We start from the raw sequence: 26,857 nt of genomic DNA, 5'->3' as shown, positions 1-26,857 counted from the left end.
CCCCGGTCGTCCGGCCGGGTCAGCGGCCGTGCCGGCCCGCCGCGCGCCGCCGGCTGGAGGCGAACAGCGCCGCCGAGCCGAGCGCCAGCGCCGCCGCACCGCCGATCATCAGGTACGGGGTGTTGGCGTCACCGCCGGTCTCCGCGAGGTTCTGCCCCGCGGACGCCGCCTTCGGCTGGTTGGCACCGGCGGCCGCCTCGGGAGCGGTGCCGGACGCCTCGCCGGCCTCGTCCTTCCCGGCCTTCTCGGCAGCCGGTGCCGCCGAGGTCCTCGGGTCGTCGTCGCCGTGCCCGTGGTTCTCCACCGTCGACTTGGCGGCGCCCTCCTCGATCTGCTGCTCGGTCGGCGCGGAGGCGGCCGGCGCGGGCGCCTTCTTCGGCGTGGCGCCGGAGCCGGCCGCGGAGCCGCCGCCGAAGGTGACGTCCGAGCAGGAGTAGAACGCCTCAGGGCTGTCCGAGCGCTGCCAGATCGCGTACAGCAGCTGCTTGCCGGACCGCTCGGGGAGGGTGCCGCTGAAGGTGTAGAAGCCGCCGGACGCGGCCGGGTCGGTGGCCGTCGCCACCGGGTTCGCCAGGTCCAGGTCGTCCCAGGACAGCGGCTTGGACGGGTCGTAGCCCGGCTTGGTGATGTACACCTTGAAGGTGCCCTTGTGCGGGGCCGTCACCCGGTACTTGAAGGTGTACGAGCCGGCGCTCACGCTGGTCGCCGGCCAGTCCGTGCGGGCCAGGTCGAGGCCCTTGAACTCCTCGTTGTTGGCGCTGCACAGCTTGCCGTCCGGGATCAGTTCCTGGTGGCGCCCGCCGGCGTCGCCGATGCGGATGCCGTTCCAGTCGTAGAGCGCCTGGGTGCCGCCCGCCTCGACGGCCGCCTTGCACGCCGCCGACTTGGGACTCTCCGGGCCCTCGGCGTAGCACTGCGAGACCCGGCTGACCGGGTCGCCCATCGAGCCGTGCGCGGACGCCGGTGCGGCGGACAGGGCGGTCAGGGCGAGCGGGACGAGACCGGCAGCGGCGAGGGCGGCCTTGCGGCGTGCGGGCATGGGGAAGCAACTCCTCGAAACGATCACTGGCGTGGGGAGCCTGTGCGGGACGGGGGCGTCCCGCAGGGCGGAACCCGGTGAGGGGATCCCGTGGGGGATGCATCAGAAGCTAGCCCCGGAAAGCCGGGAAATCGCCTGGCCAAGGCCCTGATCGGGAATCCTTATGGCCGCGTTAAGGGAGTGCTCAGGCTCAGCTCAGACAGCTACCGTGCGCACACGGAGGAGCACGCGGAACCGCCCGCGCCGGCCGGGGGGTTCAGCCCTCGGGCCACCAGGTGCGGGCGATGTCCCGGCGGATCTCCGGCCGGCCCGAGGGGCGCTCCTCGGCCTCCTCGCGCACCCGGCGCGCGTCGGACTTCTTCAGGGGCTTGTGCACGGTGACACGGCGCATGGCTGCCTCCTCCAGGTCCGCCGGACTTCCGTGTCGTGTTCTCACGGAGGTGGACCTTTCGGGGGAGAGTTCCTCATCGGTCCCGGTCTGTCTGTGGCCCCGGTCACGAGGGGACTGTCAGTGGCGGGTGTCACGCTGGGCGGCATGACCGACGACAGCGCCATCGACCGGGACGCCGCGGCCGCCTCCTCCGACGGGGAGAAGCCCGCCGGGCACGTCGCGGTGTTCCTGTGCGGCGACGCGGGGGCGTGCCGCCGGTCGGCGAGCAGCGCTTCGGCGCCGTCCTCGTCCGCCATGTGCTGTGGACGCTGCCGGACCCGGCCGGGTGCTGCGGCCCTGGCGGGGACTGCTGCGGCCGGGCGGACGGCTGGTGCTGGTCAAGGGGGTGTGGGGCACGGTGAGCCCGGTCGGCGTACCGGCGGACCGGCTCACCGCACTGCTCGCCGGATACCTGCGCCTGGAGCGGCTCTCCACCGACCCGGCGCTGTGGGGAAGGCAGATGGACGACGAGCGCCACGCGGTGGTGGCGCTACCGGGGCGAGCCCTGGCCCCGTCGCTCCGGCGGAGGCCGGAGTCGAGCCCGGTCGGCCAGGGGCGCCGGAGCCGGGGCTCGCTTCCTCGGCGGGACGCCGAAAGGCGAGGGTTCGGTCACCTCGTCGGCGCAGCCGCCGGGGCCGGTCAGGCCAGGATGCTGCCGAGGCCGCCCGCGCGGGCCAGGGACTCCAGGTCGTCGAGGGCGGCGACGGCCGCTGCCGCTGCCGCGGGATCGGACTCCTGGAGACCGCCGGCCGCGAACTCGTCCTCGTCGAGCCGCCGTACGTCCGTGCCGTCCGCCGAGCACCACAGGTCGAGGTCCAGATCCTCCACGACCAGCTCCTCGCCGGAGCGGACGGCCGGGCGGGCGATGTCGCAGTAGTGGCCCTTGAGCGTGCCGTCGTGTGCGCGGACCTCCTTCACGGAGTACCAGCGGTCGCGCCAGTAGTACTCGGTGAAGACGTCACCGGGCTCGAAACGGACGAAGCCGAAGTCGCGCACGCCACCGCCCGCCCAGGGGGCCCGCACCGCGATCCTGCGGCCGTCGTCGGACAGCAGCCGCGCCGGGTACCGGATCTTGGTGCGGCCCGCCTTGACCAGCACGACCTCGACCTCCGCGTCGGGTCCCTGGTCAGCCGAGTTCGCGGACATGGCGCACCTCCGTGGCGCAGACCTCGTAGCCCAGCCACTTGTTGACGGCGATCATCGGCTCGTTGCCGGTGTCGTTGCCCGTGAAGGCCTCCGTGCACCCGGCGGCGCGGGCGCGGTGCAGCGAGGCGGTCTTGGCGAGCTTGGCCAGGCCCCGGCCGCGATGGGCGCGGGCGGTACCGGTCATGGCGGTGCCGTACCGGCCGGCTCCGTCGGTGTACGCGAGGGTGAAGGCGACCGGGCGGCCGTCCGCCACGGCGACGGTGGTCAGGTCCAGGTCGAGCAGCGGGTGCCGCCAGGTCCCCTCGAGCCAGGCCTGGTAGTCGGTGAGTGCGGCGTCGACGTCGCCCGGTTCGTCCGACGTCACCTCCGCGTCCAGCTCGAACACCGGGTGCGGGTCGTCGGCGAAATCGGCGCCGCTGCGCAGCTCCACACCGGGCGGCGGGTCCTGGAGCGGGGGCAGCGTGCCGTTCGCCAGGTCCAGCCGCAGGAAGTACGCGGAGCGGCTGGGCCGGTAGCCGCGCCGCTCGGCGAAGGCGCGCCCCGCGGGTTCGTCCGGCACCCAGCTGTAGACCTTGCGGACGCCGAGGGCGGCCAGGCGCTCCTCGGCGGTGCGCACCAGCAGGGTGCCCGCGCCGCGCCCGGTCCGCTCCGGGTGCACATAGATGTTGGCGTTGCCCTGGCCGGGCTCCGAGCTGTCGTGGGCGAGGCCGACCTGGGCGGTGCCGATGATCTCGCCGTCCTCCTCGGCGACGAGCTGGGTGAAACGGGCGTCCGGGTGCGAGTGCGTCAGGTCGTGCAGCACGGACTCGGGGGTGGACAGCATGAACGGAACGGTGAGGCGGCGGACGCGGGAGAAGCCCTCGGCGTCGGCTCGTACCTCGGGTCGCAGATCGCGCACGATGACACTCATGACGGCGCACGCTACGGGCACCGGCCGGGCCGCGCCTCTCATTTTCCGTCCGGTGCGGGAGAATCGGGGGCGTGAGCCTGAAGATCCGCATCGACGACAGTGCGCCACCCTACGAGCAGGTGCGGGCGCAGATCTCCGAGCAGGCGCGTTCCGGAGCGCTGCCGGTGGGGTACCGGCTGCCGACGGTCCGGGGGCTGGCCCAGACGCTCGGCCTCGCGGCCAACACGGTGGCCAAGGCGTACCGGGCGCTGGAGGCGGACGGGGTCATCGAGACGCGGGGGCGCAACGGGACGGTGATCGCCGCCGCGGGCTCGGCGGCCCAGCGGGAAGCGGCGTCGGCGGCCCAGGCGTTCGCCGAGCGGGTGAAGCGGCTGGGGCTGACCGAGGACGAGGCGCTGGCCGCCGTCCGCGACGCCCTGCGCGCGACCTACAGGGACTAGACGCCCTGGGCGCGACCTGCAGCAGCCAGGCCTGCTGTCCCGGGACGTCCGTGACACGCGAGGGCCGGCGCGGTCCCCACGGGGACCAGCCGTGCCCGTGGTGCCGGTGCAGCCCGCCCGGTGCGCTTCAGGCGTGGGTGACCTGATCCGGGGTCCGGGTGACGTCGAGCCCCGCCGACCTGGCCGCCCGGGCGAACGTCACCGCGTCGCGCACCGCGGCCCCGCCCGGGTCGTTGTTGAAGTAGGCGTAGACGTCCTCCCCGGAGGTCCAGGTCGTCGCGATGCGGTCCACCCAGGTGTGCAGGGCCCGCCGTCCGTAGCGCGGCCACGGGTGGGCGCGGCCCTGGTGGAAACGGACGTACCCCCAGTCGGCGGTGCGCCACAGCGGGGTCGCGGGGCGGGAGAGGATGTCCGACCAGCACAGCGCCGCTCCATGGGCCCGGAGGACCTCGCGCACCCGGGGCGTCCACCACGACTCGTGCCGTGGCTCCACCGCGACCCGGCCGGCGGCGGGGAAGCAGCGCAGGCACGCGTCCAGCAGACCCGGATCGGCGCGCAGCGTGGGCGGGAGCTGCAGCAGGACGGGGCCGAGCCGGTCGCCGAGGCCGGATGCGTGGCTCATCAGCCGTGCGACCGGCTCCTCGGGGTCCCGCAGCCGCTTGACATGGGTGAGGTAGCGGCTCGCCTTGACCGCGATCACGAAACCCGGCGGGGTGCGCTCCCGCCAGGCAGCGAAGGTCTCCTCGGACGGCAGCCGGTAGAAGGCGTTGTTGATCTCCACGGTGGCGAACCGCTCCGCGTACTCCTCCAGCCAGAGCCGCATCGGGACCCCCGCCGGGTAGAGCACCTCGCGCCAGTCCCGGTACTGCCAGCCCGACGTCCCGACGAACACGGTCATACGACCATCAAACACCCGTCGGTTCGCCGGGACATCCGGGCTCCGCGGAGACCGGGTTCTACAGGTAGAGACCGGCGTCCGTGTCCCCGCGGGGCTCCGGCAGCGCCGTCGGCGAGGTGCCCCGGCGCAGCGCGTACAGCTCGGCCAGCGTGGCGCCCTCCCGGCCGATGCCGTCCTCGCGGCCCAGCCAGTTCACCGCCTCGCGGCGGGTCAGCGGCCCCACCTCGATCCGGGCCAGGCACCGGCCGGGCCGGACCACCGCCGGGTGCAGCCGCTCCAGGTCCTCGTTGGTGGTGACGCCCACCAGCACGTTGCGGCCCTGGCCGAGCAGCCCGTCGGTGAGGTTGAGCAGGCGGGACAGCGCCTGGCCCGCGGTGTGCTTGGCCTCGCCGCGGATCAGCTCGTCGCAGTCCTCGAGCAGCAGCAGCCGCCAGCGGCCCTTGCCCGCCGGGTCGTCCTCGCCGATGGCGATGTCCATCAGATAGCCCACGTCGGAGAAGAGCCGCTCGGGGTCGAGCACGCAGTCCACCTGGCACCAGTCCCGCCAGGACCGGGCCAGCGTGCGCAGCGCGGAGGTCTTCCCGGTGCCCGGCGGGCCGTGCAGCAGGAGCAGCCGGCCGGAGATGTCCTCCGGGGTGGTCTTCATCAGGCGGTCCATCGCATCCGCGACGGGCGCCGTGTAGTTGCCGCGCACCTCCTCCCAGGTGCCCGCGGTGATCTGCCGGGTGGTGCGGTGCGGGCCACGGCGCGGGGAGACGTACCAGAAGCCCATGGTGACGTTCTCCGGCTGCGGCTCCGGTTCGTCCGCCGCGCCGTCGGTGGCCTCGTCCAGCACCTTCGCGGCCAGCTCCGCACTGGTCGCCGTGACCGTGACGTCGGCGCCCCGGTTCCAGCGGGAGACGAGGACGGTCCAGCCGTCCCCCTCGGCCAGCGTGGCGCTGCGGTCGTCGTCCCTGGCGACCCGCAGCACCCGCGCCGACGGCGGCAGCAGGGTCGCGCCGGAGCGGACCCGGTCGATGTTGACGGAGTGCGAGTACGGCTGCTCGCCGGTCGCGAAGCGGCCGAGGAACAGCGCGTCGACGACATCGGCAGGGGAGTCGCTGTCGTCGACGGTGAGCCGGATCGGCAGGGCGTCGTGCGGGTGCGCGGACATGCCGCCATGATCGGGCACGCGGGCCCCGCGTGCACCCGGTTTCCCGGGCACACGCGAAAGCCCGCCCGTTCGCCCGCTTCCGGCGCTCAGTTCAGGGCCCGCGCCACCGCCCGGCGCGCCTGCCGGGCCCGGCGGACCACGGCGTAGCCCTTGGTCAGCGCGCGGTCCCGGGCGAAGGTGCGCCCGATCGCGCGCCCCTGCACCAGCCGCTCGAACTCGGCGGTGGTGGTGCTCCGGCGCACCGTCACGCGCCGCAGCGCGTACGGCCCCTGCGCGCGCCGGGCGAGGCCGTTGCCGACGGCGAGCGCCTGGGCGTACCCGGTCTCCCGCACCGCCTCGCGCACCCGGCGGCTGGAGTAGCCGTAGGGGTATGCGAAGGAGGCGGGGGCGCGTCCGAGCTGGTCCGAGACGATCTCCTTGCACAGGATCAGCTCGGAGCGCAGCGCCCGGTCACCGAGCTGGTCCAGCTGCGGATGGGAGTGGCTGTGCCCGCCGATCTCCACGCCCGCGTCGGCGAGGTCGCGCACCTGGTCCCAGTCCAGCATGGTGTCCAGGCCGCCACCGGTGTCGTAGGGGCCGCGCAGCCAGCCCGTGGAGACGAACAGCGTGGCCGGGAAGCCGTGCTCGGCGAGCACGGGCAGGGCGTGCCGGTGCACGCCCTCGTAGCCGTCGTCGAAGGTGACGAGCACCGGACGCGGCGGCAGCGGGCGGCCCGTGCGCCAGCAGGCGGCCAGCTCCGCCGTGGTGACGGGGGTCAGCCGTTGCTCGGCGAGCACCTCCATCTGCTCGGCGAACGCCCGCGGGGAGACGGACAGCGCACGGGTCGCGTCATTGGGGTCGGTGGCGACCGAGTGGTACATCAGGATCGGCACGCGCCCGTCAGCCATGCGCCTCACCGCCCTCGCCGGCCCCGGTCCTCCGGGCTGCGCCGGACCCGCGGTCACCGCCGCCTCCGCCGGTCCTTTCGATGTCCGCCACGGAGAACGTCACCGCTCCCCGCCGCGCCCGCAGGCTGCCCACCGCATAGCCGGCCGCGGCCGTGAGCACCCCGGCGACGATGGCCCCGGCGCGTCCCGCCCCGCCGGGACGGCCCAGCAGGGCGTCGCGCAGCCCCCGTGCCACCCCGGCGGGCAGCACGCGGGTGGTGTAGCGGCGCTCCGACTCCAGGCCCTTGGCCGCGCCGACACTCCGCGCGACCAGTGCTTTTGACAGCCCTTCGGCGTAGGTGCGGGTGCGGAAGTAGCGGAAGTGCTCCCGCACCTCGGGCACCCGGTGGTGGATCACCGCCCGGTCGTCGATCAGCAGTACGGCGTCCGGGCAGGCGCGGCTGAGCCGGATGCACAGCTCCGTCTCCTCCCCGCCCAGCGGGCGCTTGTCGCCGTCCCGTCCGATGCCGGTGGCGAAGCCGCCCGCCTGGTCGAAGGCGCTGCGCCGGAAGGAGGCGTTGCCGCCGAGGACGTTGCGCACCCGGACGCGTCCCGGCGGCAGGCCCCGGTAGGTGCAGCCCACCACCCAGTCGAACTCCTCGGGGAACCAGTCGGGGCGCCGGCCGGAGGCCCAGACCGGTTCGGTGCGCCCGCCGACCGCCATCACCCGCGGATCGGTGTAGGCCTCGGCCAGGTACCTCAGCCAGTCACGTTCGGCCACGGCGTCGTCGTCCAGGAACGCCACGATCTCGCCGCGGGCGGCGGCGATCCCGGTGTTGCGCCCCGCGGACAGGCCGCGCGGGCCCGCGTTGGCGAGCACCCGCACGGCGGTGCCGTCCTGGGGATCCTTGAACTCCTTGCCCAGCCGGTCCAGGAGAGCCGGGTTGTGGTCGACGACCAGCAGCGTCTCCAGGGCAGGCCGTGACTGCGCGCGCACCGAGGCGACCGCCGCGAGGACGTCCTCGAAGCGGTCCTCGGTGTAGGCGCAGATCACGACCGAGATGCCGGGCGTCCCGGGCTCGCTCAAGACACCCTCTCCCGCACCGTCTCGAGCAGCGGCGAGCGGTTGCCGCGGCGGCGCAGCGCACGCCGGTTGGAGCGCTCCTTGAGGATCACCTTGAGCACCCGCAGGCCGTCGCGCACGGCGCGCAGATTGCTGGTGCCGTGGATGCGCAGATACTCGTGGCTCGGGATCTCCTGCACCTTCAGGCCCGCCTTGACGACCCGGATGTTCATCAGGGTCTCCACCTCGAAGCCGGTGCAGTCCAGCTCGATCTTGTCCAGGCAGTGCCGCCAGAAGGCGTTGTAGCCGTAGCAGAGGTCGGTGTAGCGGGCGCCGAACTTCCGGTTGACGATGGCGCAGAGCACCCGGTTGCCGAGCTTGCGGATGAAGGTCATGTCGTCGGTGCCGCCGCCGTTGGCGAACCGGGACCCCTTGGCGAAGTCCGCGCCGGAGACCAGGGCGGAGACATAGCTGACGATCTCGTTGCCGTCGGCCGAGCCGTCGGCGTCGACCATCACGATGATGTCCCCGGTGCACGCCTGGAAACCGCTGATCAGGGCGTCACCCTTGCCCTTGCCGCGCTGCTCGACCACCTTGACCCCGGGCCACAGGTCGCGGGCCACCTGCACGGTGTTGTCGGTGGAGTTGCCGTCGACCAGCACCACCTCGTGGATCCAGTCGGGCAGCGTCTTGAAGACGTACGGCAGGTTCTCCGCCTCGTTCATGGCCGGGATGACCACGCTGACCGGCGGCGCTATCGCCAGATGCGAGGAGACCGGCCGGTACTTCCCCGAGGTCGACGGATCATTGTCGTCCTGATCCGTGCCCGCGGGCTGCAGAACTGAGCTCATGAGTCTGGTCCCTCTCGTCCGGTGGACCGCCCGCCCCCGGGCGGCCCGGCTTCTCTTCCGGTTCGAAAGGGGGGTTCTCACCCGTGGCATGACGGCACGAAGCTCCGTGCACGCCGGGTGAGCTGGCAAATCTGGCCGGCTGCGCGGAATGGCAGCCAACCGCGCGGCACGGCTCGTTCACGGTTGCGATCACGAGCACGGCACCCCCCTACCGCGCCCCGCGCCGGTCCGTCGCGCCCCTGAGCCCTCCCCTGGAGTCGCGTACTGACGCACCGGTGCGGGTGAGATGTATGACGGTATTGACGATTGAACCCCTATGGCAAGACCTGGAACGTGCCTCACCTTTTTGATGGTTTGGCCACGGGCCGGGCTTCAATGTGGCCCAGCTGCTCAGAGGGGTCAAGGTCCGAACGGCCCTACGTCCGGATTTCGTCCGTATTTCAACCGGTGCCGTTCGTGAATGATCTGCGCATTACCACAAAGGACGTGAAGAAGTCGCGGAGTTCCTGGAAATAGTCCAAAAGTATTGGCATGGACACTTCCTGTCAACACGCGTAGTTGCTACGACGGTTGCGGCAGAGATCCTGCTAAAGGGAGGTTCCATGAGACGTTCCCGACTTGTCCTCTTTCTGAGTGCACTCCTCCTCACCGCCGCCACCGCCCTCACCGGGGCCGCCACGGCACACGCGTCCCAACTGGCCGCGAACAGCGGCTATGTGGCCCTCGGCGACTCCTACTCCTCCGGAGTGGGAGCCGGCAGCTACATCTCCTCCAGCGGCGACTGCAAGCGCAGCACGAAGGCCTATCCGTACCTCTGGGCCGCCGCCAACTCGCCCGCCAGCTTCCACTTCACGGCCTGCTCGGGCGCCCGGACGGGTGATGTTCTCAACGGACAGCTCGGCCCGCTCAGCAGCACCACCGGCCTCGTCTCCATCAGCATCGGCGGCAACGACGCAGGCTTCGCCGACGTCATGACGACCTGTGTGCTCCAGTCCGACAGCACCTGCCTGTCCCGGATCGCCACCGCGCGGTCCTACGTCGACTCCACGCTCCCCGGCCTCCTCGACAACGTCTACTCCGCCATCCGCGGCAAGGCACCCAACGCCCGGGTCGTCGTCCTCGGCTACCCGCGCTTCTACCGGCTCGGCACCACCTGCCTCGGCCTGTCCGAGACCAAGCGGAAGGCGATCAACGACGGTGCCGACCACCTCAACAACACCATCGCCCAGCGCGCCGGCGCCCACGGCTTCACCTTCGGCGACGTGCGCACCACCTTCACCGGCCACGAGCTGTGCTCCGGCGACTCCTGGCTGCACAGCGTGAACTGGCTCAACATCGGCGAGTCGTACCACCCCAAGGCGGCCGGCCAGTCCGGCGGTTACCTGCCGTTGCTCAGCGGCGCCGCCGCCTGACCCGGTCGTGCCCGCCCCTCAGGGCGCGACCACCGAACCGGAAGGAGAAGGGGAGGCCCCGCCCGTCGGGGTCTCCGTCTCACAGGTCACCGAGAACGGCACCTTCTGCGACGTCAGCCGCACCGGATCGCGCACCTCCACCCCGATCGCGCTCCGCAGCGTGCCCGTCTCTGAGTACGACGTCACCACCACCGTCTCCCGCTCGGTCAGCCCGCCGCCCTCCGGGAACGACAGCGTGCGCCACCCGGTGTCGTCCACCGCGCCGCCCTCGGCCACCCAGCGGTAGGACACCTCGGCCGGCAGCCGGCCCACCGTGAACGTCGCGGTGAACGACGGGGCCTCGGCGCTCGGCGGCGGACACGTCCCCGAGTACTCGGTGCGCTCCCCGTGCACCGTCACCCGCACCGTCTGCGCCGGCTCACTGGTCCGCTCCGACTCGCTCGGCGTCGGCGAGGTCGCCGGCCCCGACGTCCGCGGATGCTCGCGGCGCTCCTCCTCGTCACCGGTCCGCGCGGGCGTGCTCACCTCGGTACCGGTGCCGGCCTCGCCCCCGCCGCCACCTCCGTCACCCCGGTTCAGCAGCCCGTACGTCAGCGCGGCCAGCGCCAGGACCAGCACGGTCACGCCGGCGAGCAGCGCGATCCGGGAGCGCCGGGAGTGCTCCGGCCGGTCCCCGGTGACCCGGGTGGTGCCGTCCGGCGCACCCGGGCCCGGCAGCACGGGCGTGGCCCCGGCACCGTGGTGCGCCCGCGGACCCGTGGGCGGGCCCGGCTGCGGGGCCGCCACCGTCGGGGCGTACGGGTCCGGGCCCGCCGGAGCCGCGTGCGGCGTGCCTCCCTCGCCGATCACCCGCAGTGCCGCCAGCGCCTGACCCGCCGACAGCCGCTCCGCCGGGTCCTTGCGCAGCAGCCCCTCGATCACCGGGGTGAGCGGACCGGCCCGGCGCGGCGGCGGCAACTCCTCGTCCACGATCGCCCGCAGTGTGCTCAGCGGGGTGTCCTGACGGAACGGCGAATGGCCCTCCACGGCCGCGTACAGCAGCACCCCCAGCGACCACAGGTCCGACTCCGGGCCCGGGGTACGGCCCAGCGCCCGCTCCGGGGCGAGGAACTCCGGCGAGCCGACGACCTCGCCGGTCATGGTCAGCGCGGAGCTGCCCTCGACCATGGCGATGCCGAAGTCGGTGAGCACGACCCGGCCGTCGTTCGCGATCAGCACATTGGCCGGCTTCACATCCCGGTGCAGCACCCCGGCCGCATGCGCCGCCCGCAGGGCCGCCAGCACCTCCGCCCCGATGTGCGCGGCGCGCTGCGGAGAGAGCGGACCGTCGGCCTCCAGCACCTCGGCGAGGGACAGGCCGCGGATCAGCTCCATGACGATCCACGGACGCCCCTCCTCCATGGCCACGTCGTACACCGTCACCACATGGCGGTCGGCGATCCGGGCCGCCGCCCACGCCTCCCGCTCCAGCCGGGCGTACATCCGCTCCACGTCGGAGGCCGGCAGCCCTGCCGGGGCGCGCACTTCCTTCACGGCGACCTCGCGGTGCAGCACCTCGTCGCGGGCCCGCCACACCGTGCCCATACCGCCCTCGCCGAGTGGCGACAGCAGGCGGTAACGGCCCGCGATCACCCGCTCCTGGCCCGGTTCTTCGGACACGGCGCCCCCATTTCGCATCCGGGCGAATCTTCCCGTACCTGATGAAAGTAGCTCAGCCGAGGGCGGATGCGGCCCCCCTGAACACCAAACCCGCCCCGAGAGCGACTACGACGAACGCCGAGCCCAGCGGGGCGGCGCGGCGCGCGAAGGCGGCCAGCGGGCTCCTCGTCCAGCGGGGGCGGCGCGACAGCAGCCGGGCCGCGCCGCTGCCCGCCTTCACCACGGCGAAGGCGGCGACGGTCAGGGTGAGGGCCAGCCCCACGCCGTACGCCACCACCAGCAGCAGCCCGAACCAGGCCTGGCCGAGCGCGGCTGCGCCGACCAGCACCACGACGGCCGAGGGGCTCGGCACCAGACCGCCGGCGAAACCGAGCAGGAGTGTGCCGCGCAGGGTGGGAGCAACCGCGTGGGTGTGGGTGCGGCCGCCGTGGGTGTGCGTCAGGGAGCGGGACGGGTGCTGGTGCGCCGCACCGTGCTCCTCGCCGTGGTCGTGCGGGTGGGGGTGCGGGTACGCGGGGTCGTGTGCGTGTCCGTGGCCGTCGGGGCGGGGGTGGGTGTGCTCGTGACCGGGACGGGGCCCGTCCGGGTGCTCGTGGGCGTGCCCGTGGCCGGGCGCGCCGGTCCTGTTGCGCAAGGCCCGGCGCACCAGGCTCGCGCCCGCCAGGGTGACCAGGACTCCGCTGGCGATGCCGAGCCAGGCGATCACCGAGGGCGCGGCCACCGAGCCGGCCGTCACGAGCACACCCAGGGCCACCACGCCGAGGGTGTGCGTGATCGTCACCGAGGCCGCCATGGGCAGCACGTCCCGGAGGCGGGCCCGGCCCCCGCGCGCCGCCGCCGTCGCGGCCATCAGGGTCTTGCCGTGGCCGGGTGCGAGCGCGTGCATCGCGCCCAGGAACACGGCGAGCAGCAGGGCGGGGGCGGCGAAGCCCGCGGTGAGGTCGTGCCGGGAGACGAGATCGTCGAGGGCGCGGGTCCACCGGTCGGCGCCGCGCGGCAGCACGGAGGACGCGGGGGCCTCGCCGTCCTCCTCCGCCAGGGCGGGCCCGCCGGGACGCACCCGCAGGCTCGCGCTCACCGTGTCGGCGGGGGAGGAGAGCAACTCCTCCGGATACTCGGTCAGTTCGCGGGAGAGCGAGTTCTCCGGCACGTCCGAGGCGGTGAGCGTCATCCGGTCGCCACGAGCCGTGATCTCCCGCCAGCCCGGCCCCGAGGAGGCGCCGGCGCCCCGGAAACCCACCGCCACGGTCGCGTCCTCGGGGAGCGGAGCGGTCATCCCGCACTCCACCCGCAGGGTGTCGAGCCCGGCCTGCCCCGGCCGGACCTGCGCCCGGCTGCTGGTGACGGTGACCGGCACCTTCCGCCCGTCGACCCGGACCTCGCCGTCCCGGGCCGCCGCCGCGCAGCGCTCCCGGGCCCAGCGGCCGATGCCCAGCCGCTCGACGTCCGGGCCGGCCTGGGTGGCCGGGATCTCGGCCAGGTCCTCCACGTGCCGGACGCGGAGTTCGCCGGGTGCGGCCACCAGGCCGTCGTAGCGGTTGACGGTGAAGTTGCCGAGCGGGTGCGCGCTCGCCGCCGGGGCCGGGACCAGGACGAGCGCACCGGCGGCGAGCACGGCGGAGCCGGCGGCGAGCGCACGGCGGAGGCACGAAGGGCGGGGCGGCATGCGGAGGTTCGAGGGACGCAGGATCGAGGGACGCAGCGTCAAGGGACGGAGGGCCGGGAAACGGAGGATCAACGCGTCGCCTCCGCATCCTCGGATCCCTTCGGATCCTTCAGGTCCTCGCCGACCCCGGCGCTCTCGCCGTCCTGCAGGTCCTGCAGCGCCGCCCGTGCCTCGCGGGCGCCCAGCGGTGAGAAGCCCGGGTTCAGCTCCAGGGCCGCCTTCAGTGAGGCGCGGGCGGCATCGTGGTGGCCGGCGGCGCGCTCGATCATGCCGCGGTGGTAGAGGAAGGCGGCGTTGCGATACCCGGTCGCCGTGGCGCGGCGGGCATGGACGAGGGCCTCCCTGTCGCGGCCGTTGACGTGCAGGGCCCAGGCGAGCGCGTCCTCGGTGTGCACCGTGCGGCGGCGCTCCCACTCGGCGCGGGCCGCACGCAGCGCCCGGGCGGGGTCGCCGTGATCGGCGAGAGCGAGCGCGGTGTCCAGGTCGGCGTTGACCCCGCCGGCCCGGGCGAGCGAGGTCCAGGCGTCGACCAGGGCGTACTGGTCCCGTGCCTTCGCCCGGTCGCCGTTGCCGCCCCGGGCCTCGTACAGCTCGCCCAGGGCGACCAGCGGTCCGGGCAGCGGGGAGCGGGCGACGACCTGCTCGAGCGTCCTGACCGCCCCGGCGCGGTCACCGTCCGCCGCCTGGGCGCGGGCGCGGCCCTCCAGCGCGGGCAGATAGGCGTCGTCGGCGGCGAGCGCCCGTCCGTAGTGCCGCAGCGCCTCCTTGTGGTCGCCCTGGTTCCAGGCCAGTTGACCGAGGGCCGTCGCCACGTATGCCACGTCCGCGGGCGTGGACGCCGAGGTCAGCGCCTGCCGCAGCACCCGGCGCGCGATGCCCGCGTCGCCGCGCAGCTCCTGCACATAGGCGTACCGGGTGAAGACCGGGACGCCCGGCCTGCGGTCGTCCGCGGTGTCGGCCGCCTCGGCGGCGTCCTCGTACCGGCCCAGCTCGACCAGCGCGTCGATCCGGGTGCACAGCGCGCGTTCGTTGTAGGGGTTCCGCTTCAGGGCCTGCTCCGCGTACGTCAGCGCCCCGGGGAAGTCGTGCCGCGCGGCGGCCAGGGCGGCACGGGCGGCCAGGGCCTGGTCGTTGCCGGGTGACACGGCGAGGGACCGCTCGACCGCTCGTTCCGCCTGGGGGTAGCGCGAGGGATCGCCCTTGACCCGCGCCTGCTCCACGTAGGCCAGGCCCAGGGTGGCCCATCCGGTGAAGTCCCGCGGCTGGGCCCGCAGATGGGCCTGCAGGGAACGGACACCCGCGTCGAGGTCGCCGGTGAGCGCACCGGGGGCGAAGGCACCGGCGGGAGCGGCGTCGGACCCGGCCGGGGCGTCCCGGTCCGCCCCGCCCACCGCCACGGCGCCCGCGGTCATGGCGACGGCCAGCAGCGCGGCGCACGAGGCGAGATGCAGGCCCCGGGAGCGCCGCGCGGCGGCGGCGAACCGGCGGAGGGCGCGGACGCGCGTCGCCGGGGAGCCGGCTCCGCTCGCGCCGGCCGAGCCGGTCACCGGGCCGTCGGCCCGCGGGTGGGCGGTGTCGGGGGCGGACGGCCCGGTGGGCTCGTTCTTCTCCTGAGCGCTGTCCGTCGTGCGCGGAGGCATGCCCTCTCCTCGTTCGGTGTGCGGTCGCCGGGCGTGGGGCGGTGGGTGGGTGCCGCGGGCGTGGGGCCTGGCGGGTGTGGGGGTGTGGGGGGGGTGGGCACGACCCGTGCCGTGGGGGATGAGCGGGGAACGGGCCGTGCCCGGTCGGGGGCGGGTGCACCCGCGGGGTAGTACGTCCGGCCGCCGGTGTGTGCTCACCCGGGGCGGGTCAGGACGCCGGTCCGCGGGCGGAATCTCACCGGGGCCGGTCGGTGCGCCGGTCCGCGGGCGGGAGTTCACCCGGGGCCGGTCAGTACGCCCGGCCGCGCATCCGGCGCCACCAGGCGAGGGCGAGACCGATCAGCAGGATGCCGCCGGCTCCCGCGCCCGCGGACGCGGCGATCAGCGTGGTGTTGCCGGAGCCCTCGGCCGAGGCGGGCCGCAGGGCGTCACCCAGCCGGCTGCGCACGTCGGTGCCGCTCTTCACCCCCTCGGCGAGCGGGCCGCGCGACCCCTCCGTGGGGTTGGCCAGGTACGGGAAGGACGAGCCGAACTTCTTGTCGTTGGCGTCGACCGCGTCGCCCAGGTCGTTCTCCGCGCCGACCAGTTCGCCCTCGACCACCTGGAGCGCGGCGTCGATCACGTCGTCCGTCAGCCGGCGCCCGTTCGGGAAGCCCGCGTTGTCGCCGTCCAGCACCCCGAGCCGCTTGGGCTTGTCCGCGGGCTTGACCGAGGTGTTGAGGCGCAGCATCTCCGAAGGGGTGACCCCAGGTGGCTGGTTGAGGTCCTTCACGCCCTTGAGGAAGACGTCGACCAGGTCGTTGCGCGGCTCCTTCGGCGCGGGGATCTTGTAGATGCCCTCGATGAGCCTGGGCAGCTCCGGGTGGGTCACGTTCTTCAGGAACTGCGCGTCGTCGCGCGGGGTGGAGGCGTTGAAGGTGTCCTTGTCCCTCAACGGGTTGACGACCTCGTTGACCAGCGGGTTGCCCAGGCGCGAGACCTGCTTGAAGTGGCCCTTGGCGTTCTTGCGCTGCGTCGTCGACCAGATGCCGACGACCGGCTGCTCGTGCGACTCGGTGATGTGGCTGGTGGGCACCTGCAGGGCGATGGAGTTGACGTTGTAGCCCTTGAGAGTGTCGTTGCCGACCTCGGAGAGATCGCCCCCGTACAGCAGGTCGAAGACGCGCAGGTCCAGGAAGAACGGGTCGTCCGCCTGCCCGGCGAACGTCGTCACCCCGTCCGCCAGTTCGTGGACCGCCTCCTTGCGCAGCTTGCCGTAGTCCGGCATCGACGCCTTGCCGACGTTGGACGGCGCCACCGGCACATCGTTGGCGATCTTGGTCCTGGACTCCGCCTTGAGATCACGCAGCTTGATCATCTCGATGTCGTAGGTCTGCGTGATGTTGAGGTCCGGGTCGTCGAGGCTCTCGACCGGGCCGGTGTTGTAGAGGAACGTCTTGTCGTTCTTGGTGTGCGTCGTGAACGTGTACCTGAAGACGAGGTCTTCCTGGGCGTCGCCGTTGTTGTCGATGCGCAGGTCGTACTGGGCGTCCTCGGCGAAGGTGAAGAAGTTCGGCCCGCCGGCCGGCTCCTCGAAGGGGATCCAGTTCGCGATGATCGTCGTGGTGTCCGGCTTGTCGGGACTGACGAAGGCGTACAGGTCCGTGTTGTCGTACTGCGGGGTGCCCGAGATCAGCGGGGCCTCCCGGTGGCTGGAGGCGGAGGCCGCCCCCGGTTCCAGCGTGGTCACACCGGCGGCTGCGAGCCCCCCGGCGGCCAGCGCACCACTGATCAGGGTCGCGAGGCTCCTGCGTCCCACGCCCGTCCTGGAGTTAGGTGTCATGCGGTCCGTCCTCGGTGCCGACTTGCCTTACACCCCCGGATTCGGAGCCCGGGGAGAGCCGGATTGGTCGGATCTCCCGGCGACTTCTCACGCATCCGTCTCGTCGTCCTCTGCGGCGCCCTCTCACGCGTCCACGTCCCCGTGCCCGGCCCCAGCCGTTCCCGTTGCCTTTCTCCCTGCTCGACCCGCGTTTTCGGCCCGCGGATCCGTACACCCATCCGGAGGCGCGCTCGCTGCGAATGCCTCATGACGTCCGGGTGGCCCCGAGGGGCCGGAAGAGGGGGGAGGCCCGTTGGAAGCGGACGAGCTTCTGGTGCGAGTGGCCGGGGGTGACCACAAGGCGTTCGAGGAGCTGTACGGGCTGGTGTCCGGACCGGTGTACGGGCTGGTGCGGCGGGTGGTGCGCGATCCCGCGCAGTCGGAGGAGGTGTCGCAGGAGGTGCTGCTCGAGCTCTGGCGTTCGGCCGCGCGGTTCGATCCGCGCCGGGGCAGCGCCCTGACCTGGGTGCTGACCCTGGCCCACCGCCGGGCGGTCGACCGGGTGCGCAGCGCCCGTGCCGCGGGTGAGCGCGAGCAGCGGGAGGCGCGGCGGGCCGAGGGTCCCGCCTTCGACCAGGTGGCCGAGGAGGTCGAGGCCGGGCTGGAGCGCGAATGGGTGCGCCGGTGCCTGAACCGGCTCACCGCGCTCCAGCGCCAGTCGGTCACCCTCGCCTACTACGAGGGGTACACCTACCGGGAGGTCGCCGAACGGCTGCGCCTGCCGCTGGGTACCGTCAAGACGCGGATGCGCGACGGGCTCACCCGCCTCCGCGACTGCCTGGGAGGTGCGGCATGACGCTCTTCGGCCGGCTGCTCGGGCGCGGGGATCTGCACTCCCTCGCCGCTCCCTACGCGCTGGACGCCCTCGACCCCGACGAGCGCGCCAGGTTCGAGAGGCATCTGGAGTCCTGCGACCGCTGCACCGCCGAGGTGCGTGACCTGGCCGAGGACACCGTGCGGCTCGCCTGGTCCACGGCCGTGCCCGCACCGGACGCCCTGCGCGAGCGGGTGCTGTCGGCGATCCACGGCATCCCGCAGGAGCCCGCACCGCAGCGCTCCGGCTCCGCGCGCGGGGCACAGCTCCCGCCGTACGTCTGGGGCACTCAGCCGCCGCCCCGCCCGCGGCAGCGGCGCCCGGTGCTGCTGGTGCCGCTGGCGACGGTCACCTCCGCGGCGGCCCTGGTCGTCGCCGCCCTGTTCGGCGTGCAGGCCGAGCGGACCCAGGACGAACTGAGGGCCGAGCGGGACCGGGCACGTGAGATCGCCCACGTTCTCTCCGCCCCGGACGCCCGTGCGAGCACCGGACGGGACGGACGGGGCCGAACGATCGGAGTGATCGCTTCCGCGTCGGAGGAGAGCGCGATCGTCACCCTGGGCGGCTACGGCGAGCCGCCGCGCGGGCGGGTGCACCAGTTGTGGCTCATGCGCCCGGGCGCGCAACCGCGCTCCCTCGGCCTCTTCGAGGGCGACACGCCCTTGGTGGCGACCGGGCTGGAACCCTCCGGGACGTCACTCGCCGTGACCGTTGAACCTGACGGAGGGTCACCACAGCCCACCAGCCGGCCCATTGCACAACTCGCCCTGAAAACAGTCGGATTCGGAGAGTAGTCGCCGAGTGTTCGTCAACACCCTTATGGGGAAGGTGAATCCTGTGACCTCGATACACGAGTGCCCGGATGGGGCGATAGGGTTACCCTGCCCGGGCCGGGTGGACTCGTACGGGTGGGGAGTGACATGGAACAGATAACAGTGCGCAGCAGGGCCAGGGTCCCTGCGATCACCTGCGGGAGCGGAGCGAGCAGTTCGCGTCTCGAGCGGCATCTGTCGGTGCTTGCGGGTCCCGCCGTGCCGCAGCGCGAGACGGCCGAGGCGACCACGCTGATGCGTGAGCTGACCGCGCGTGACCGCGGCGCCCGGGGTGCCCGCGCGCGTGCCAGCCGGGTCTCGCTGTTCGCCCCGCTGCGCCGACTGCGCCGCACCCTGTTCGGCGGCCACTGACCCGCACAACACCGCACGCCGGCGCCCCCGGTCCCACCCGGCAGTACACCGGGGGCCCGCCGCACCCTCTCTGCTTTCACCGCTGCCCGTGCGCACACCGCCGCACGGCCGGCGTCACCGGTCACCGCGAGCAGCACCGCACACCGGCCCGGCGCTCCCGCCACGGGATACGCCGTCGGCCGGACCGCACCCTCGGACACCCGGGCGTTCCCGGGCGGCGCACGCGCCGCGGCCTCCCCGTGACCAGAGCTCACGACCGCCGCGCGCACGCGGTACGGGTTCCAGCCGCGCGCTTGAGGACGGGGTCCGCGGCCTCCGGTCGGCGCTGGCTCCGGATCAGCGCGCGTTCATCAGCGCGCGTTCAGATCAGGGCGAGCTGGCCCTCCGGGCCCTCCTCCTGGGTGTCCAGGACGGAGGCGGGGCGGCGGGCCGAGGGCGGGGGCGGCAGGACCCCGGCCGTGCGCAGGTCGGTGGCGGTCACCGGATCGGGGACCGTCAAGGCGGCCTGCTGGGGCCGCAGTTCCGCCAGCAGGGCCAGGACCGTGATCAGCTCCAGGAGCTCCGAGGTCCAGGCCTGCGGCCAGGCCGACGGGCGGATCGCGGCCAGGGTGCCGGGCTCGGCGGGGGCCGTGCGGGCGGTGAACCACTGCTCCAGGACGCGGGTGCCGCCCAGTCCGAAGTCCCAGGCCGCCGCAGGCACCGGCGCGATGCGGCCCTCGTCGAGGTGCAGGCTCTCCTCGTCCCGGTCGTAGTGCAGGGTCAGCGGACGGGGCGGCAGCGGTGCGCGGACGTACGGGCGGCGACCGCCGGGGAGCTTCGGACGCTCACCGTCGCGCCGCATCAGCCAGAGCATCCGGCGGCCGACGGCCACACCCCGCGCCCAGGCCTCCGCGTCCCCGGTCAGCGGCACGGCGAGCCCGCCGGGCGCCGGACGGGCCACGGCCAGGGTCCAGGCGAGGACGTCCAGCGGCCCGGCCTCCCGGCCGTGACGGTCGGTGAGGTGGGCGAGCAGGCCGGGAGCGAGATTGGGCTCCAGGCCGCCGGGCCGCCGGAAGAGGGGACGGACGCGGCCGGGGCGGAGCAGGGGGAGGCGGGAGGTGGCGACGAGGGGAGGGCCGGAGCCGGCCGAGCCGTCGGACGGGGTGCGCCCCGCCCCGGTCTCCAGGACGAAGATCTGATGGGCGTCGGCCACCCGCCACAGCTCCGGGCGGGCCGCGTCCATCAGCCGGTGGTCGGGGATCAGCCACTGCTCGTCGAACGGGGCGTGCAGCACGCGGACCGGCTCCGGGCACGGGCCCGACGCGCGGGCCAGGCGCTCCGTGCCGCCGCCCGAGCGCGGCAGCCGCCCGACCGCGGTGTGCAGGGTGCGGGCGCGGGTCGGCTGGAAGAGCGCCTCCCGGTCGGGTCCCTCGGCCTCGACCAGCGCCGCCCAACGGGCCTTCAGGGACGCCGCGTCGGGGCCCGCCGGCCAGGCCCGGCCGAGCCGGGGCGGTGCGACGGACCACGGCATCAGATCCGCCAGCAGCGGAGCGTCGTCGTGCGTCACGCAGGGCATCGTACGACCTGGCACCGGCAGCCGGGTCAGGTGGCGTCCAGGGTCACCGTGAAGGAGAAGCGGTCGCCCCGGTAGTTGATGACGGCCACGTCCAGCGGGCGTCCCTCGGTGTCGTAGGTGATGCCGGTGTAGTGCAGGATCGGGCTCAGCAGCGGAACCTCGAGCAGCCGGGCGGTCTCCGGGTCCGCGAGCCGTGCCTCGACGGTGTCGGTGATGCGGCTGATGTCCACCCCGACGACGTCCCGCAGCACCTTGGTCATGGGCCAGCGCACCAGATCGTCCAGGTCGATGCGCTCGGCCAGTTCGGGGCGGACGTAGTTGCGGGCGTGGTTGGTGGGCTCCCCGGTCTTCTCGTCGCTGCGCAGCCGGTGGTACGTCGCCACCTCGGTCAGGTCCGGGAAGTGTTCGGCGAGTTCCGCCGGCACCGGGGCGGGGCCGTGCTCCAGCAGCTCGGTGGTCATCCCGGACTGCTGGGCCACGATGGCGTCCACCGAGCCGAGGAGCCGCACCGGGGAGCCCCTGCGGGCGTCCGGCTCGATGAACGTGCCCCGCCGCCGGTGCCGGGAGATCAGCCCCTCGTCCTCCAGCTCCTTCAGCGCCTGCCGCATGGTCAGCACGCTCACGCCGTAGTGCCCCGCCAGCTGCTCCTCGGTGGGCAGCCGCAGCGGGTCCTGCGGCGAGCGGCCGAGGATCGAGGCGCGCAGCGACTGCGACACCTGGTACCAGAGCGGCAGCTTGCGGTTCAGGACGATCGAGTCCGGAGCGAAGGAGGTCACGGGCTATCCGTACCGGTCGGGAACGTTCAGTGCAATCGGTGGACGGAAGAGGCGTGCGGCATCACTGCTCCCGGAAGTGACGCTCGAAGCCCTCCCAGACGGCGTCGTACCGCTCCTGGACGTGCTCCGCGCGCGCCGCCTGCGGCGTGAGGATCACCGGCCAGCGCGTCTCGAACATGAACGCGAGACCGTCGTCGATCTTCTGCGGCTTCAGCTCCGCGTTGCTCGCCCGCTCGAAGGTCTCCCGGTCCGGGCCGTGCGCCGACATCATGTTGTGCAGCGAGCCGCCGCCCGGCACGAAGCCCTCGGCCTTCGCGTCGTAGGCGCCCTCGATCAGGCCCATGTACTCGCTCATCACGTTCCGGTGGAAGTACGGCGGCCGGAAGGTGTCCTCGCCCACCAGCCAGCGCGGGGCGAACACCACGAAGTCCACCCCGGCCAGCCCGGGTGTGTCGCTCGGCGAGGTCAGCACCGTGAAGATCGACGGGTCCGGGTGGTCGTAGGAGATGGTGCCCAGCACATTGAAGCGGCGCAGGTCGTAGACGTACGGCACATAGTTGCCGTGCCAGGCGACCACATCCAGCGGGGAGTGGCCATAGGTCGCCGACCACAGGTTGCCGCAGAACTTGTTCACCACCTCCACCGGGCCCTCGACGTCCTCGTACGCCGCGACCGGCGCCTGGAAGTCCCGTGCGTTGGCCAGCCCGTTGGCACCGATCGGGCCGAGGTCGGGCAGGCGGAAGGCGGCGCCGTAGTTCTCGCAGACGTAGCCGCGGGCCGTGGCGTCCAGGAGCTCGACGCGGAAGCGGACACCGCGGGGGATCAGCGCGATGTGCCCCGGCTCTGCGTGCAGCAGCCCGAACTCGGTGCGCAGCAGCAGCCCGCCCCGCTCCGGGACGATCAGCAGCTCGCCGTCCGCGTTGCTGAAGACCCGCTTCATGGAGGCGTTGGCGTGATACAGGTGCACGGCCATGCCGGTGCGCTGGGTGACGTCCCCGTTGCCGCCCAGGGTCCACAGGCCGGCCAGGAAGTCCGTGTCCGGTCCCGGCTCGGGCAGCGGGTCCCAGCGCAGCCGGTTCGGGTCCGGCGCGGTCTGGTTGAACGGCGCGGTGCGCAGCGTGCCGTTGCCGGCGCGGGTGAACGCCGGGTGCGCGGCCGACGGGCGGATCCGGTACAGCCAGGAGCGGCGGTTGACGGCCCGCGGCTCGGTGAAGGCCGTGCCGCTCAGCTGCTCCGCGTACAGACCGAGCGGAGCGCGCTGCGGCGAGTTCCGTCCCACGGGCAGGGCGCCCGGCACGGCCTCCGAGCTGTGCTCGTTGCCGAAGCCGGACAGATAGGTCAGCGACTCGGCGACCTTGCGCGCCTCGTCACGCTCCGACTGGCCCGCCCGGGCGGTGCCCCCATCACTCATCTTCGCTGCTCCCTTGCGGCACGGATCGATTCCTATGCGACACCGTAGGATTGCGGTTTCCCTGGCGCAAGAGGGCCGCGCGGACCGATGCACCCGGAAGGGCGTGCGGTCCTCTCGTCCTCTCGGCGGATGACCCGGAACCCGACTCCAGACGGATCCGCGGAGTCCCGCCGCCGTTCTAGGCTCCTGGCATGTTCAGGACGCGGAGCCTGATCGCCGCGCTCGCGGTCTGCGCGGTCACCGTGGCCGGGGCCGCGGGCTGCTCCACCCGTGACGCCCCCGAGACGGACGCGGTCTCGCCCTCGCCGGTGGGCGACCTGCTGGAGGACCGCGACGCGGACGGGCGGCCCTACCGCGAGGTGGGCGAGCAGGGTGCCCCCGAGGTCCGCGTCGAGGTCACCCCCGACCCCGACGGCGGCTGGGGCGTGCGCCTGACCCTGCGCAACTTCCGCTTCTCGCCCCAGGGGGCGCCGAAGCGGGCGGAGGCCGGCCGCGGCCTTGCCCACCTCTACGTCGACGAACGCCTCGTCGCCCGGCTGCGCACCGCCGAGCACCATCTCTCCGCCCGGATGCTGCCGCGCGGCACCCACCAGGTCACCGCCCGCCTCTACGCCGACGACGGCTCGGTGTGGGCCGTCGACGGGGAGCCGGTGGAGAGCACCGCCGACGTCACCGTCTCGGAGCCGGCCCCGGGCCCGGCCGGCGCACCGGCGGGCGGGAACGGTACCCCGGCGGAGGGCGGCGGCGGGACGGGCACCCCACCGGCGGAAGGCGGCGGGACGGGTGCCCCGGCCGCGAGGGGAGGGCCAGGTTCACCGGCCGGTGGCGAACAGGCATCATGAGGGCCGTGCCCCATGCGACCTCTCTCCGCCGTGCCCCCGTGCAGCGGCGCAGCGCCGAACGGCTGGCCAGGATCCTGGACGCCTGCGCCGACCTCCTCGACGAGGTCGGCTACGACGACCTGAGCACCCGCGCCGTCGCCGAGCGGGCCGGTGTTCCCATCGGCTCCGTCTACCGCTTCTTCAGCAACAAACGGCAGATGGCGGACGCCCTGGCGCACCGCAATCTGGAGCGCTTCACCGCACGGGTCACCGACCGTCTCAAGGGCGCGGGGGACCGCGGCTGGCGCCATGCCATGGACGTCGTGATCGACGAGTACCTGGACATGAAGCGCACCGCTCCCGGCTTCTCCCTGGTCGACTTCGGCAACCAGATACCGGTGGGCGCCGAGCGCACCGAACCCAACCACCGCGTCGCCGGACGCCTCACCGACCTGCTCTCCGCCCACCTCGGCCGCACCGCCGACGAGAACCTGCGCCGCACCGTCCTGATCGCCGTCGAGACCGCCGACGGCCTGATCCAGCTCGCCTTCCGGCTCTCGCCCGAGGGGGACGAGAAGGTGATCGAGGAGCTGCGGGAGATGCTGCGGGCCTACCTCGCCCGCGTGCTGGACTGCCAGTGAGGATGCCGGTGGCGTCTCCGGGTGGGTCTGACTCATGGACTGACCGACGCCGACCGGCTGTCCTCAAGGGGATCCGCCGGCCCGTGTCCGCCCCGTAGCACGACCTCGAACGGCCCGGCTGCGCGCCCCGACCGCTCCGCCCGGACGATCCGCCCCGCGCCCCGGTCCGGCCACTTCCGTGAGCCGTAACCCCTCCCCTCCATGCCTACCGGTCGGTATGCTCGGTCCGTCCGCGTGCCGCCGCCCTGCCCGGGAGGACCCGTGTCCCGCACCGCTCTGCGCATCTGCCCCCTGTGCGAGGCCACCTGCGGCCTGACGCTCACCATCGAGGACGGCAGGGTCACCCGCGCCCGGGGCGACCGCGAGGACGTGTTCAGCAAGGGCTTCATCTGCCCCAAGGGCGCCGCCTTCCCTGACCTGGACAACGACCCCGACCGGCTGCGCGTCCCCCTGATCCGGGACGGGGGCGAGCTGCGCGAGGCCGGCTGGCGGGAGGCGTTCGACGCGGTTGCCGCCGGCCTCCGTCCCGTTGCCGAGCGGTACGGCGCGAACTCCGTGGGCGTGGTCCTCGGCAACCCCAATGTGCACACCATGGCGGGTGCCCTCTACCCGCCCCTGCTGGTCGCCGGGCTCGGCACCCGCAGCCTGTTCACCGCCTCCACCGTCGACCAGATGCCCAAGCACGTCTCCAGCGGGCTGCTCTTCGGGGACGCCAACGCCATCCCCGTCCCCGACCTGGACCGCACCGACCACCTCCTGCTGATCGGCGCCAACCCGCTGGAGTCCAACGGCAGTCTGTGCACCGCCCCGGACTTTCCCGGCCGCCTGAAGGCGCTGAAGGCCCGCGGCGGCACCCTCACCGTCGTGGACCCGCGCCGCACCCGCACCGCCCGCCTCGCCGACCGGCACATCGCGGTCCGCCCCGGCACGGACGCCCTGCTGCTCGCGGCCATGGCGCACACCCTCCTCGAGGAAGGGCTCGCCGACCCGGGCCGGCTCACCCCCCACCTGGACGGCCTCGGCGAACTCCGCGACGCCCTGCGGGACTTCACCCCCGGGGCCGCCGCCGCGGCCTGCGACGTCGACGCGGACACCATCCGCACCCTCGCCCGGGAGCTCGCCGCCGCCCCCACCGCCGCCGTCTACGGCCGCATCGGCAGCTGCACCGTCCCGCACGGCACGCTCGCCTCCTGGCTGGTCGACGTCCTCAACATCCTCACCGGTAACCTCGACCGCCCCGGCGGCGCCCTCTTCCCGCTGTCGGCCACCGACAAGACCCCGCGCCCCGCCGGACCCGGCCGCGGCTTCGCCCTCGGCCGCTGGCACTCACGCGTCTCCCGCCACCCCGAGGCCAAGTCCGAACTGCCCCTCTCGGCCCTCGCCGAGGAGATCGACACGGTCACCGAGGAGGGCGAACCGATCCGCGCCCTGATCGTGGTCGCCGCCAACCCCGTGCTCTCCGCACCCGACGGCAACCGCCTCGACAAGGCCCTCGGGTCGCTCGACTTCATGGTGAGCGTCGACCCCTACCTCAACGAGACCTCCCGCCACGCCGATGTGGTGCTGCCCCCGCCCCCGCCCGCGCAGAGCCCGCACTACGACTTCGCCTTCAACACCCTCGCCGTCCGCAACCAGGTCCGCTACACCCGCCCCGCCGTCCCCCTGGAACCCGGCCGCATGGCCGAGACCGAGATCCTGGCCCGGCTGGTCCTCGCCGCCACCGGCATGCACGGAGCCGACCCGTCCGCCGTGGACGAGACGGTGATCGACCAGACCCTCGGCAAGGCCGTGAACGACCCCGTCTCCCCGGTGCACGGCCGCGACCCGAAGGAACTCGCGGGCCTGCTGACCGGCGCCGACGGACCCGAGCGGCGCCTGGACATGATGCTGCGCCTCGGCCCCTACGGCGACGGCTTCGGCGCCCGGCCCGACGGCCTCGGCCTCGCCCGGCTGCTCGACCACCCGCACGGCATCGACCTCGGGCCGCTGCGCCCGAGGCTGCCGCAGCCGCTGAAGACCCGCAGCGGCAAGGTCGAGCTGCTGCCCGCACCGATCGCCGCCGACCTGCCCCGGCTGCGCACCGCCCTCGGCCGGCGCGCCGAGGGACTCGTCCTCGTCGGCCGCCGCCATCTGCGGTCCAACAACAGCTGGCTGCACAACGTGCCCGCACTCACCGGCGGCTCCAACCGCTGCACCCTGCACCTGCACCCCGACGACGCCGGGCGCCTCGGCATCGCGGACGGGCAGCCGGTGCGGATCACCGGCGCCGGGGGAGCGGTGACCGCGCCCGCCGAGATCACCGACGCGGTCCGCCAGGGCGTGGTGAGCCTCCCGCACGGCTGGGGCCACGACCGCCCCGGCACCCGGCTGCGGCACGCCGCCGGCGACCCCGGAGTTAATGTCAACCAGCTCCTCGACGGCACCCGGCTCGACCCGCTCTCCGGCAACGCCGTCCTCAACGGCGTACCCGTCGAGGTGGCCCCGGTGGCCCCGGAGGCGGCCGAGGCGGCCGAAAAGCCCGGGGCGCTGACCTGAGCAAAGCCGTGACCAGCAGTTCTGCGCATATTGCTCGCGGGTCAATGTCTTGTTGACGGTGTTCAGCGGTACCTAACGTCGTCGCA

Annotated in this window: 24 protein-coding genes and 1 pseudogene; 9 read left to right on the top strand and 16 right to left on the bottom strand. The window is 73.6% G+C overall.

The features are described 5' to 3' along the window. Positions 1–19: 19 nt before the first annotated feature. Both HCJ93_RS21290 and HCJ93_RS29905 read right to left on the bottom strand, forming a co-directional pair. On the bottom strand, positions 20–1,039 hold the full coding sequence (locus HCJ93_RS21290) for a lytic polysaccharide monooxygenase auxiliary activity family 9 protein (protein WP_167997371.1): 1,020 nt from the start codon (positions 1,037–1,039) through the stop codon (positions 20–22). Between the two features lie 256 nt (positions 1,040–1,295). Continuing rightward, a complete protein-coding gene (locus HCJ93_RS29905) occupies positions 1,296–1,430 on the bottom strand; it encodes a hypothetical protein (RefSeq protein ID WP_277350753.1) in 135 nt (44 codons plus the stop codon). Between the two features lie 201 nt (positions 1,431–1,631). Between HCJ93_RS29905 and HCJ93_RS29600 the strand changes: the two are divergent. After that, positions 1,632–1,962, top strand: a pseudogene (locus tag HCJ93_RS29600) (class I SAM-dependent methyltransferase); the annotation flags it as partial. Between the two features lie 146 nt (positions 1,963–2,108). Here HCJ93_RS29600 and HCJ93_RS21280 read toward each other — a convergent pair. Next, positions 2,109–2,615, bottom strand: a complete 507-nt coding sequence (locus HCJ93_RS21280; RefSeq protein ID WP_167997370.1) for a ribonuclease FAU-1 family protein — start codon at positions 2,613–2,615, stop codon at positions 2,109–2,111. Further along, positions 2,596–3,525 carry a GNAT family N-acetyltransferase gene (locus tag HCJ93_RS21275; protein WP_167997369.1) on the bottom strand — a complete coding sequence of 310 codons (930 nt, stop codon included), beginning with the start codon at positions 3,523–3,525 and terminating at the stop codon, positions 2,596–2,598. Before HCJ93_RS21275 ends, HCJ93_RS21280 begins: the two co-directional genes overlap by 20 nt. Before the next feature lie 71 nt (positions 3,526–3,596). Here HCJ93_RS21275 and HCJ93_RS21270 point away from each other — a divergent pair, with 71 nt between their 5' ends. Beyond that, complete coding sequence (locus tag HCJ93_RS21270; RefSeq protein WP_167997368.1) at positions 3,597–3,965, top strand: GntR family transcriptional regulator; 369 nt, start codon at positions 3,597–3,599, stop codon at positions 3,963–3,965. Between the two features lie 127 nt (positions 3,966–4,092). Here HCJ93_RS21270 and HCJ93_RS21265 read toward each other — a convergent pair whose 3' ends face one another. The 5 genes from HCJ93_RS21265 to HCJ93_RS21245 form a co-directional block, all read right to left on the bottom strand. Then, positions 4,093–4,863, bottom strand: coding sequence for a DUF72 domain-containing protein (locus HCJ93_RS21265; RefSeq protein ID WP_167997367.1), 771 nt, complete (start codon positions 4,861–4,863; stop codon positions 4,093–4,095). Between the two features lie 58 nt (positions 4,864–4,921). After that, the gene (locus tag HCJ93_RS21260) at positions 4,922–6,016 is read right to left on the bottom strand and encodes a DUF5925 domain-containing protein (RefSeq protein ID WP_167997366.1); all 1,095 of its coding nucleotides are present in this window, start codon (positions 6,014–6,016) and stop codon (positions 4,922–4,924) included. Between the two features lie 86 nt (positions 6,017–6,102). Next, on the bottom strand, positions 6,103–6,903 hold the full coding sequence (locus tag HCJ93_RS21255) for a polysaccharide deacetylase family protein (RefSeq protein ID WP_167997365.1): 801 nt from the start codon (positions 6,901–6,903) through the stop codon (positions 6,103–6,105). Beyond that, the gene (locus HCJ93_RS21250; protein ID WP_240967736.1) at positions 6,896–7,969 is read right to left on the bottom strand and encodes a glycosyltransferase family 2 protein; all 1,074 of its coding nucleotides are present in this window, start codon (positions 7,967–7,969) and stop codon (positions 6,896–6,898) included. Before HCJ93_RS21250 ends, HCJ93_RS21255 begins: the two co-directional genes overlap by 8 nt. Further along, positions 7,966–8,796 (bottom strand): glycosyltransferase family 2 protein, encoded by an 831-nt coding sequence (locus HCJ93_RS21245; protein ID WP_167997364.1) that lies wholly within the window; start codon positions 8,794–8,796, stop codon positions 7,966–7,968. The genes HCJ93_RS21250 and HCJ93_RS21245 overlap by 4 nt, the downstream gene beginning before the upstream one ends. A gap of 602 nt (positions 8,797–9,398) precedes the next feature. On the opposite strand from HCJ93_RS21245, the gene HCJ93_RS21240 reads away from it, so the two are divergent. Beyond that, the gene (locus HCJ93_RS21240) at positions 9,399–10,208 is read left to right on the top strand and encodes an SGNH/GDSL hydrolase family protein (RefSeq protein ID WP_167997363.1); all 810 of its coding nucleotides are present in this window, start codon (positions 9,399–9,401) and stop codon (positions 10,206–10,208) included. A gap of 18 nt (positions 10,209–10,226) precedes the next feature. On the opposite strand, the gene HCJ93_RS21235 is transcribed toward HCJ93_RS21240, so the two are convergent. From HCJ93_RS21235 to HCJ93_RS21220, 4 genes are all read right to left on the bottom strand, one after another. Beyond that, complete coding sequence (locus tag HCJ93_RS21235; RefSeq protein ID WP_167997362.1) at positions 10,227–11,885, bottom strand: serine/threonine-protein kinase; 1,659 nt, start codon at positions 11,883–11,885, stop codon at positions 10,227–10,229. Positions 11,886–11,919: 34 nt separating this feature from the next. Continuing rightward, positions 11,920–13,533: a HoxN/HupN/NixA family nickel/cobalt transporter gene (locus tag HCJ93_RS21230; RefSeq protein ID WP_167997423.1), complete on the bottom strand. Its 1,614-nt coding sequence runs from the start codon at positions 13,531–13,533 to the stop codon at positions 11,920–11,922. Between the two features lie 68 nt (positions 13,534–13,601). Further along, on the bottom strand, positions 13,602–15,173 hold the full coding sequence (locus HCJ93_RS21225; protein ID WP_167997361.1) for a tetratricopeptide repeat protein: 1,572 nt from the start codon (positions 15,171–15,173) through the stop codon (positions 13,602–13,604). Positions 15,174–15,462: 289 nt separating this feature from the next. Continuing rightward, positions 15,463–16,995: a DUF4331 domain-containing protein gene (locus HCJ93_RS21220; RefSeq protein WP_167997360.1), complete on the bottom strand. Its 1,533-nt coding sequence runs from the start codon at positions 16,993–16,995 to the stop codon at positions 15,463–15,465. A gap of 292 nt (positions 16,996–17,287) precedes the next feature. On the opposite strand from HCJ93_RS21220, the gene HCJ93_RS21215 reads away from it, so the two are divergent. The 3 genes from HCJ93_RS21215 to HCJ93_RS21205 all read left to right on the top strand — a co-directional run bounded on the left by HCJ93_RS21215 (position 17,288) and on the right by HCJ93_RS21205 (position 19,032). Then, entirely contained in the window at positions 17,288–17,830 is a 543-nt protein-coding gene (locus tag HCJ93_RS21215; protein WP_167997359.1) for a sigma-70 family RNA polymerase sigma factor, read from the top strand. Then, complete coding sequence (locus HCJ93_RS21210) at positions 17,827–18,642, top strand: anti-sigma factor (RefSeq protein WP_167997358.1); 816 nt, start codon at positions 17,827–17,829, stop codon at positions 18,640–18,642. The genes HCJ93_RS21215 and HCJ93_RS21210 overlap by 4 nt, the downstream gene beginning before the upstream one ends. 126 nt (positions 18,643–18,768) lie before the next feature. Continuing rightward, entirely contained in the window at positions 18,769–19,032 is a 264-nt protein-coding gene (locus HCJ93_RS21205) for a hypothetical protein (RefSeq protein ID WP_167997357.1), read from the top strand. 361 nt (positions 19,033–19,393) lie between these two features. Here HCJ93_RS21205 and HCJ93_RS21200 read toward each other — a convergent pair whose 3' ends face one another. The 3 genes from HCJ93_RS21200 to hmgA all read right to left on the bottom strand — a co-directional run bounded on the left by HCJ93_RS21200 (position 19,394) and on the right by hmgA (position 22,774). Next, positions 19,394–20,587 (bottom strand): type ISP restriction/modification enzyme, encoded by a 1,194-nt coding sequence (locus tag HCJ93_RS21200; RefSeq protein WP_206317746.1) that lies wholly within the window; start codon positions 20,585–20,587, stop codon positions 19,394–19,396. 26 nt (positions 20,588–20,613) lie between these two features. Then, complete coding sequence (locus HCJ93_RS21195) at positions 20,614–21,363, bottom strand: GntR family transcriptional regulator (RefSeq protein WP_167997355.1); 750 nt, start codon at positions 21,361–21,363, stop codon at positions 20,614–20,616. 61 nt (positions 21,364–21,424) lie between these two features. Continuing rightward, entirely contained in the window at positions 21,425–22,774 is a 1,350-nt protein-coding gene (gene hmgA / locus HCJ93_RS21190) for a homogentisate 1,2-dioxygenase (RefSeq protein WP_167997354.1), read from the bottom strand. A 191-nt stretch (positions 22,775–22,965) separates the two neighbouring features. Here hmgA and HCJ93_RS21185 point away from each other — a divergent pair, with 191 nt between their 5' ends. From HCJ93_RS21185 to HCJ93_RS21175, 3 genes are all read left to right on the top strand, one after another. Next, positions 22,966–23,616 (top strand): hypothetical protein, encoded by a 651-nt coding sequence (locus HCJ93_RS21185; protein WP_167997353.1) that lies wholly within the window; start codon positions 22,966–22,968, stop codon positions 23,614–23,616. Next, positions 23,613–24,236: a TetR/AcrR family transcriptional regulator gene (locus HCJ93_RS21180; RefSeq protein ID WP_167997352.1), complete on the top strand. Its 624-nt coding sequence runs from the start codon at positions 23,613–23,615 to the stop codon at positions 24,234–24,236. Before HCJ93_RS21185 ends, HCJ93_RS21180 begins: the two co-directional genes overlap by 4 nt. A gap of 261 nt (positions 24,237–24,497) precedes the next feature. Continuing rightward, a complete protein-coding gene (locus tag HCJ93_RS21175; RefSeq protein ID WP_167997351.1) occupies positions 24,498–26,771 on the top strand; it encodes a molybdopterin oxidoreductase family protein in 2,274 nt (757 codons plus the stop codon). Positions 26,772–26,857: the final 86 nt, after the last annotated feature.

Origin of the sequence: Streptomyces composti (genome assembly GCF_012034205.1) — a bacterium.
Lineage (GTDB): Bacteria > Actinomycetota > Actinomycetes > Streptomycetales > Streptomycetaceae > Streptomyces > Streptomyces composti.
Note: the sequence above shows the minus strand (reverse complement) of the source record. Positions and strands in the feature narration are given on the sequence as shown.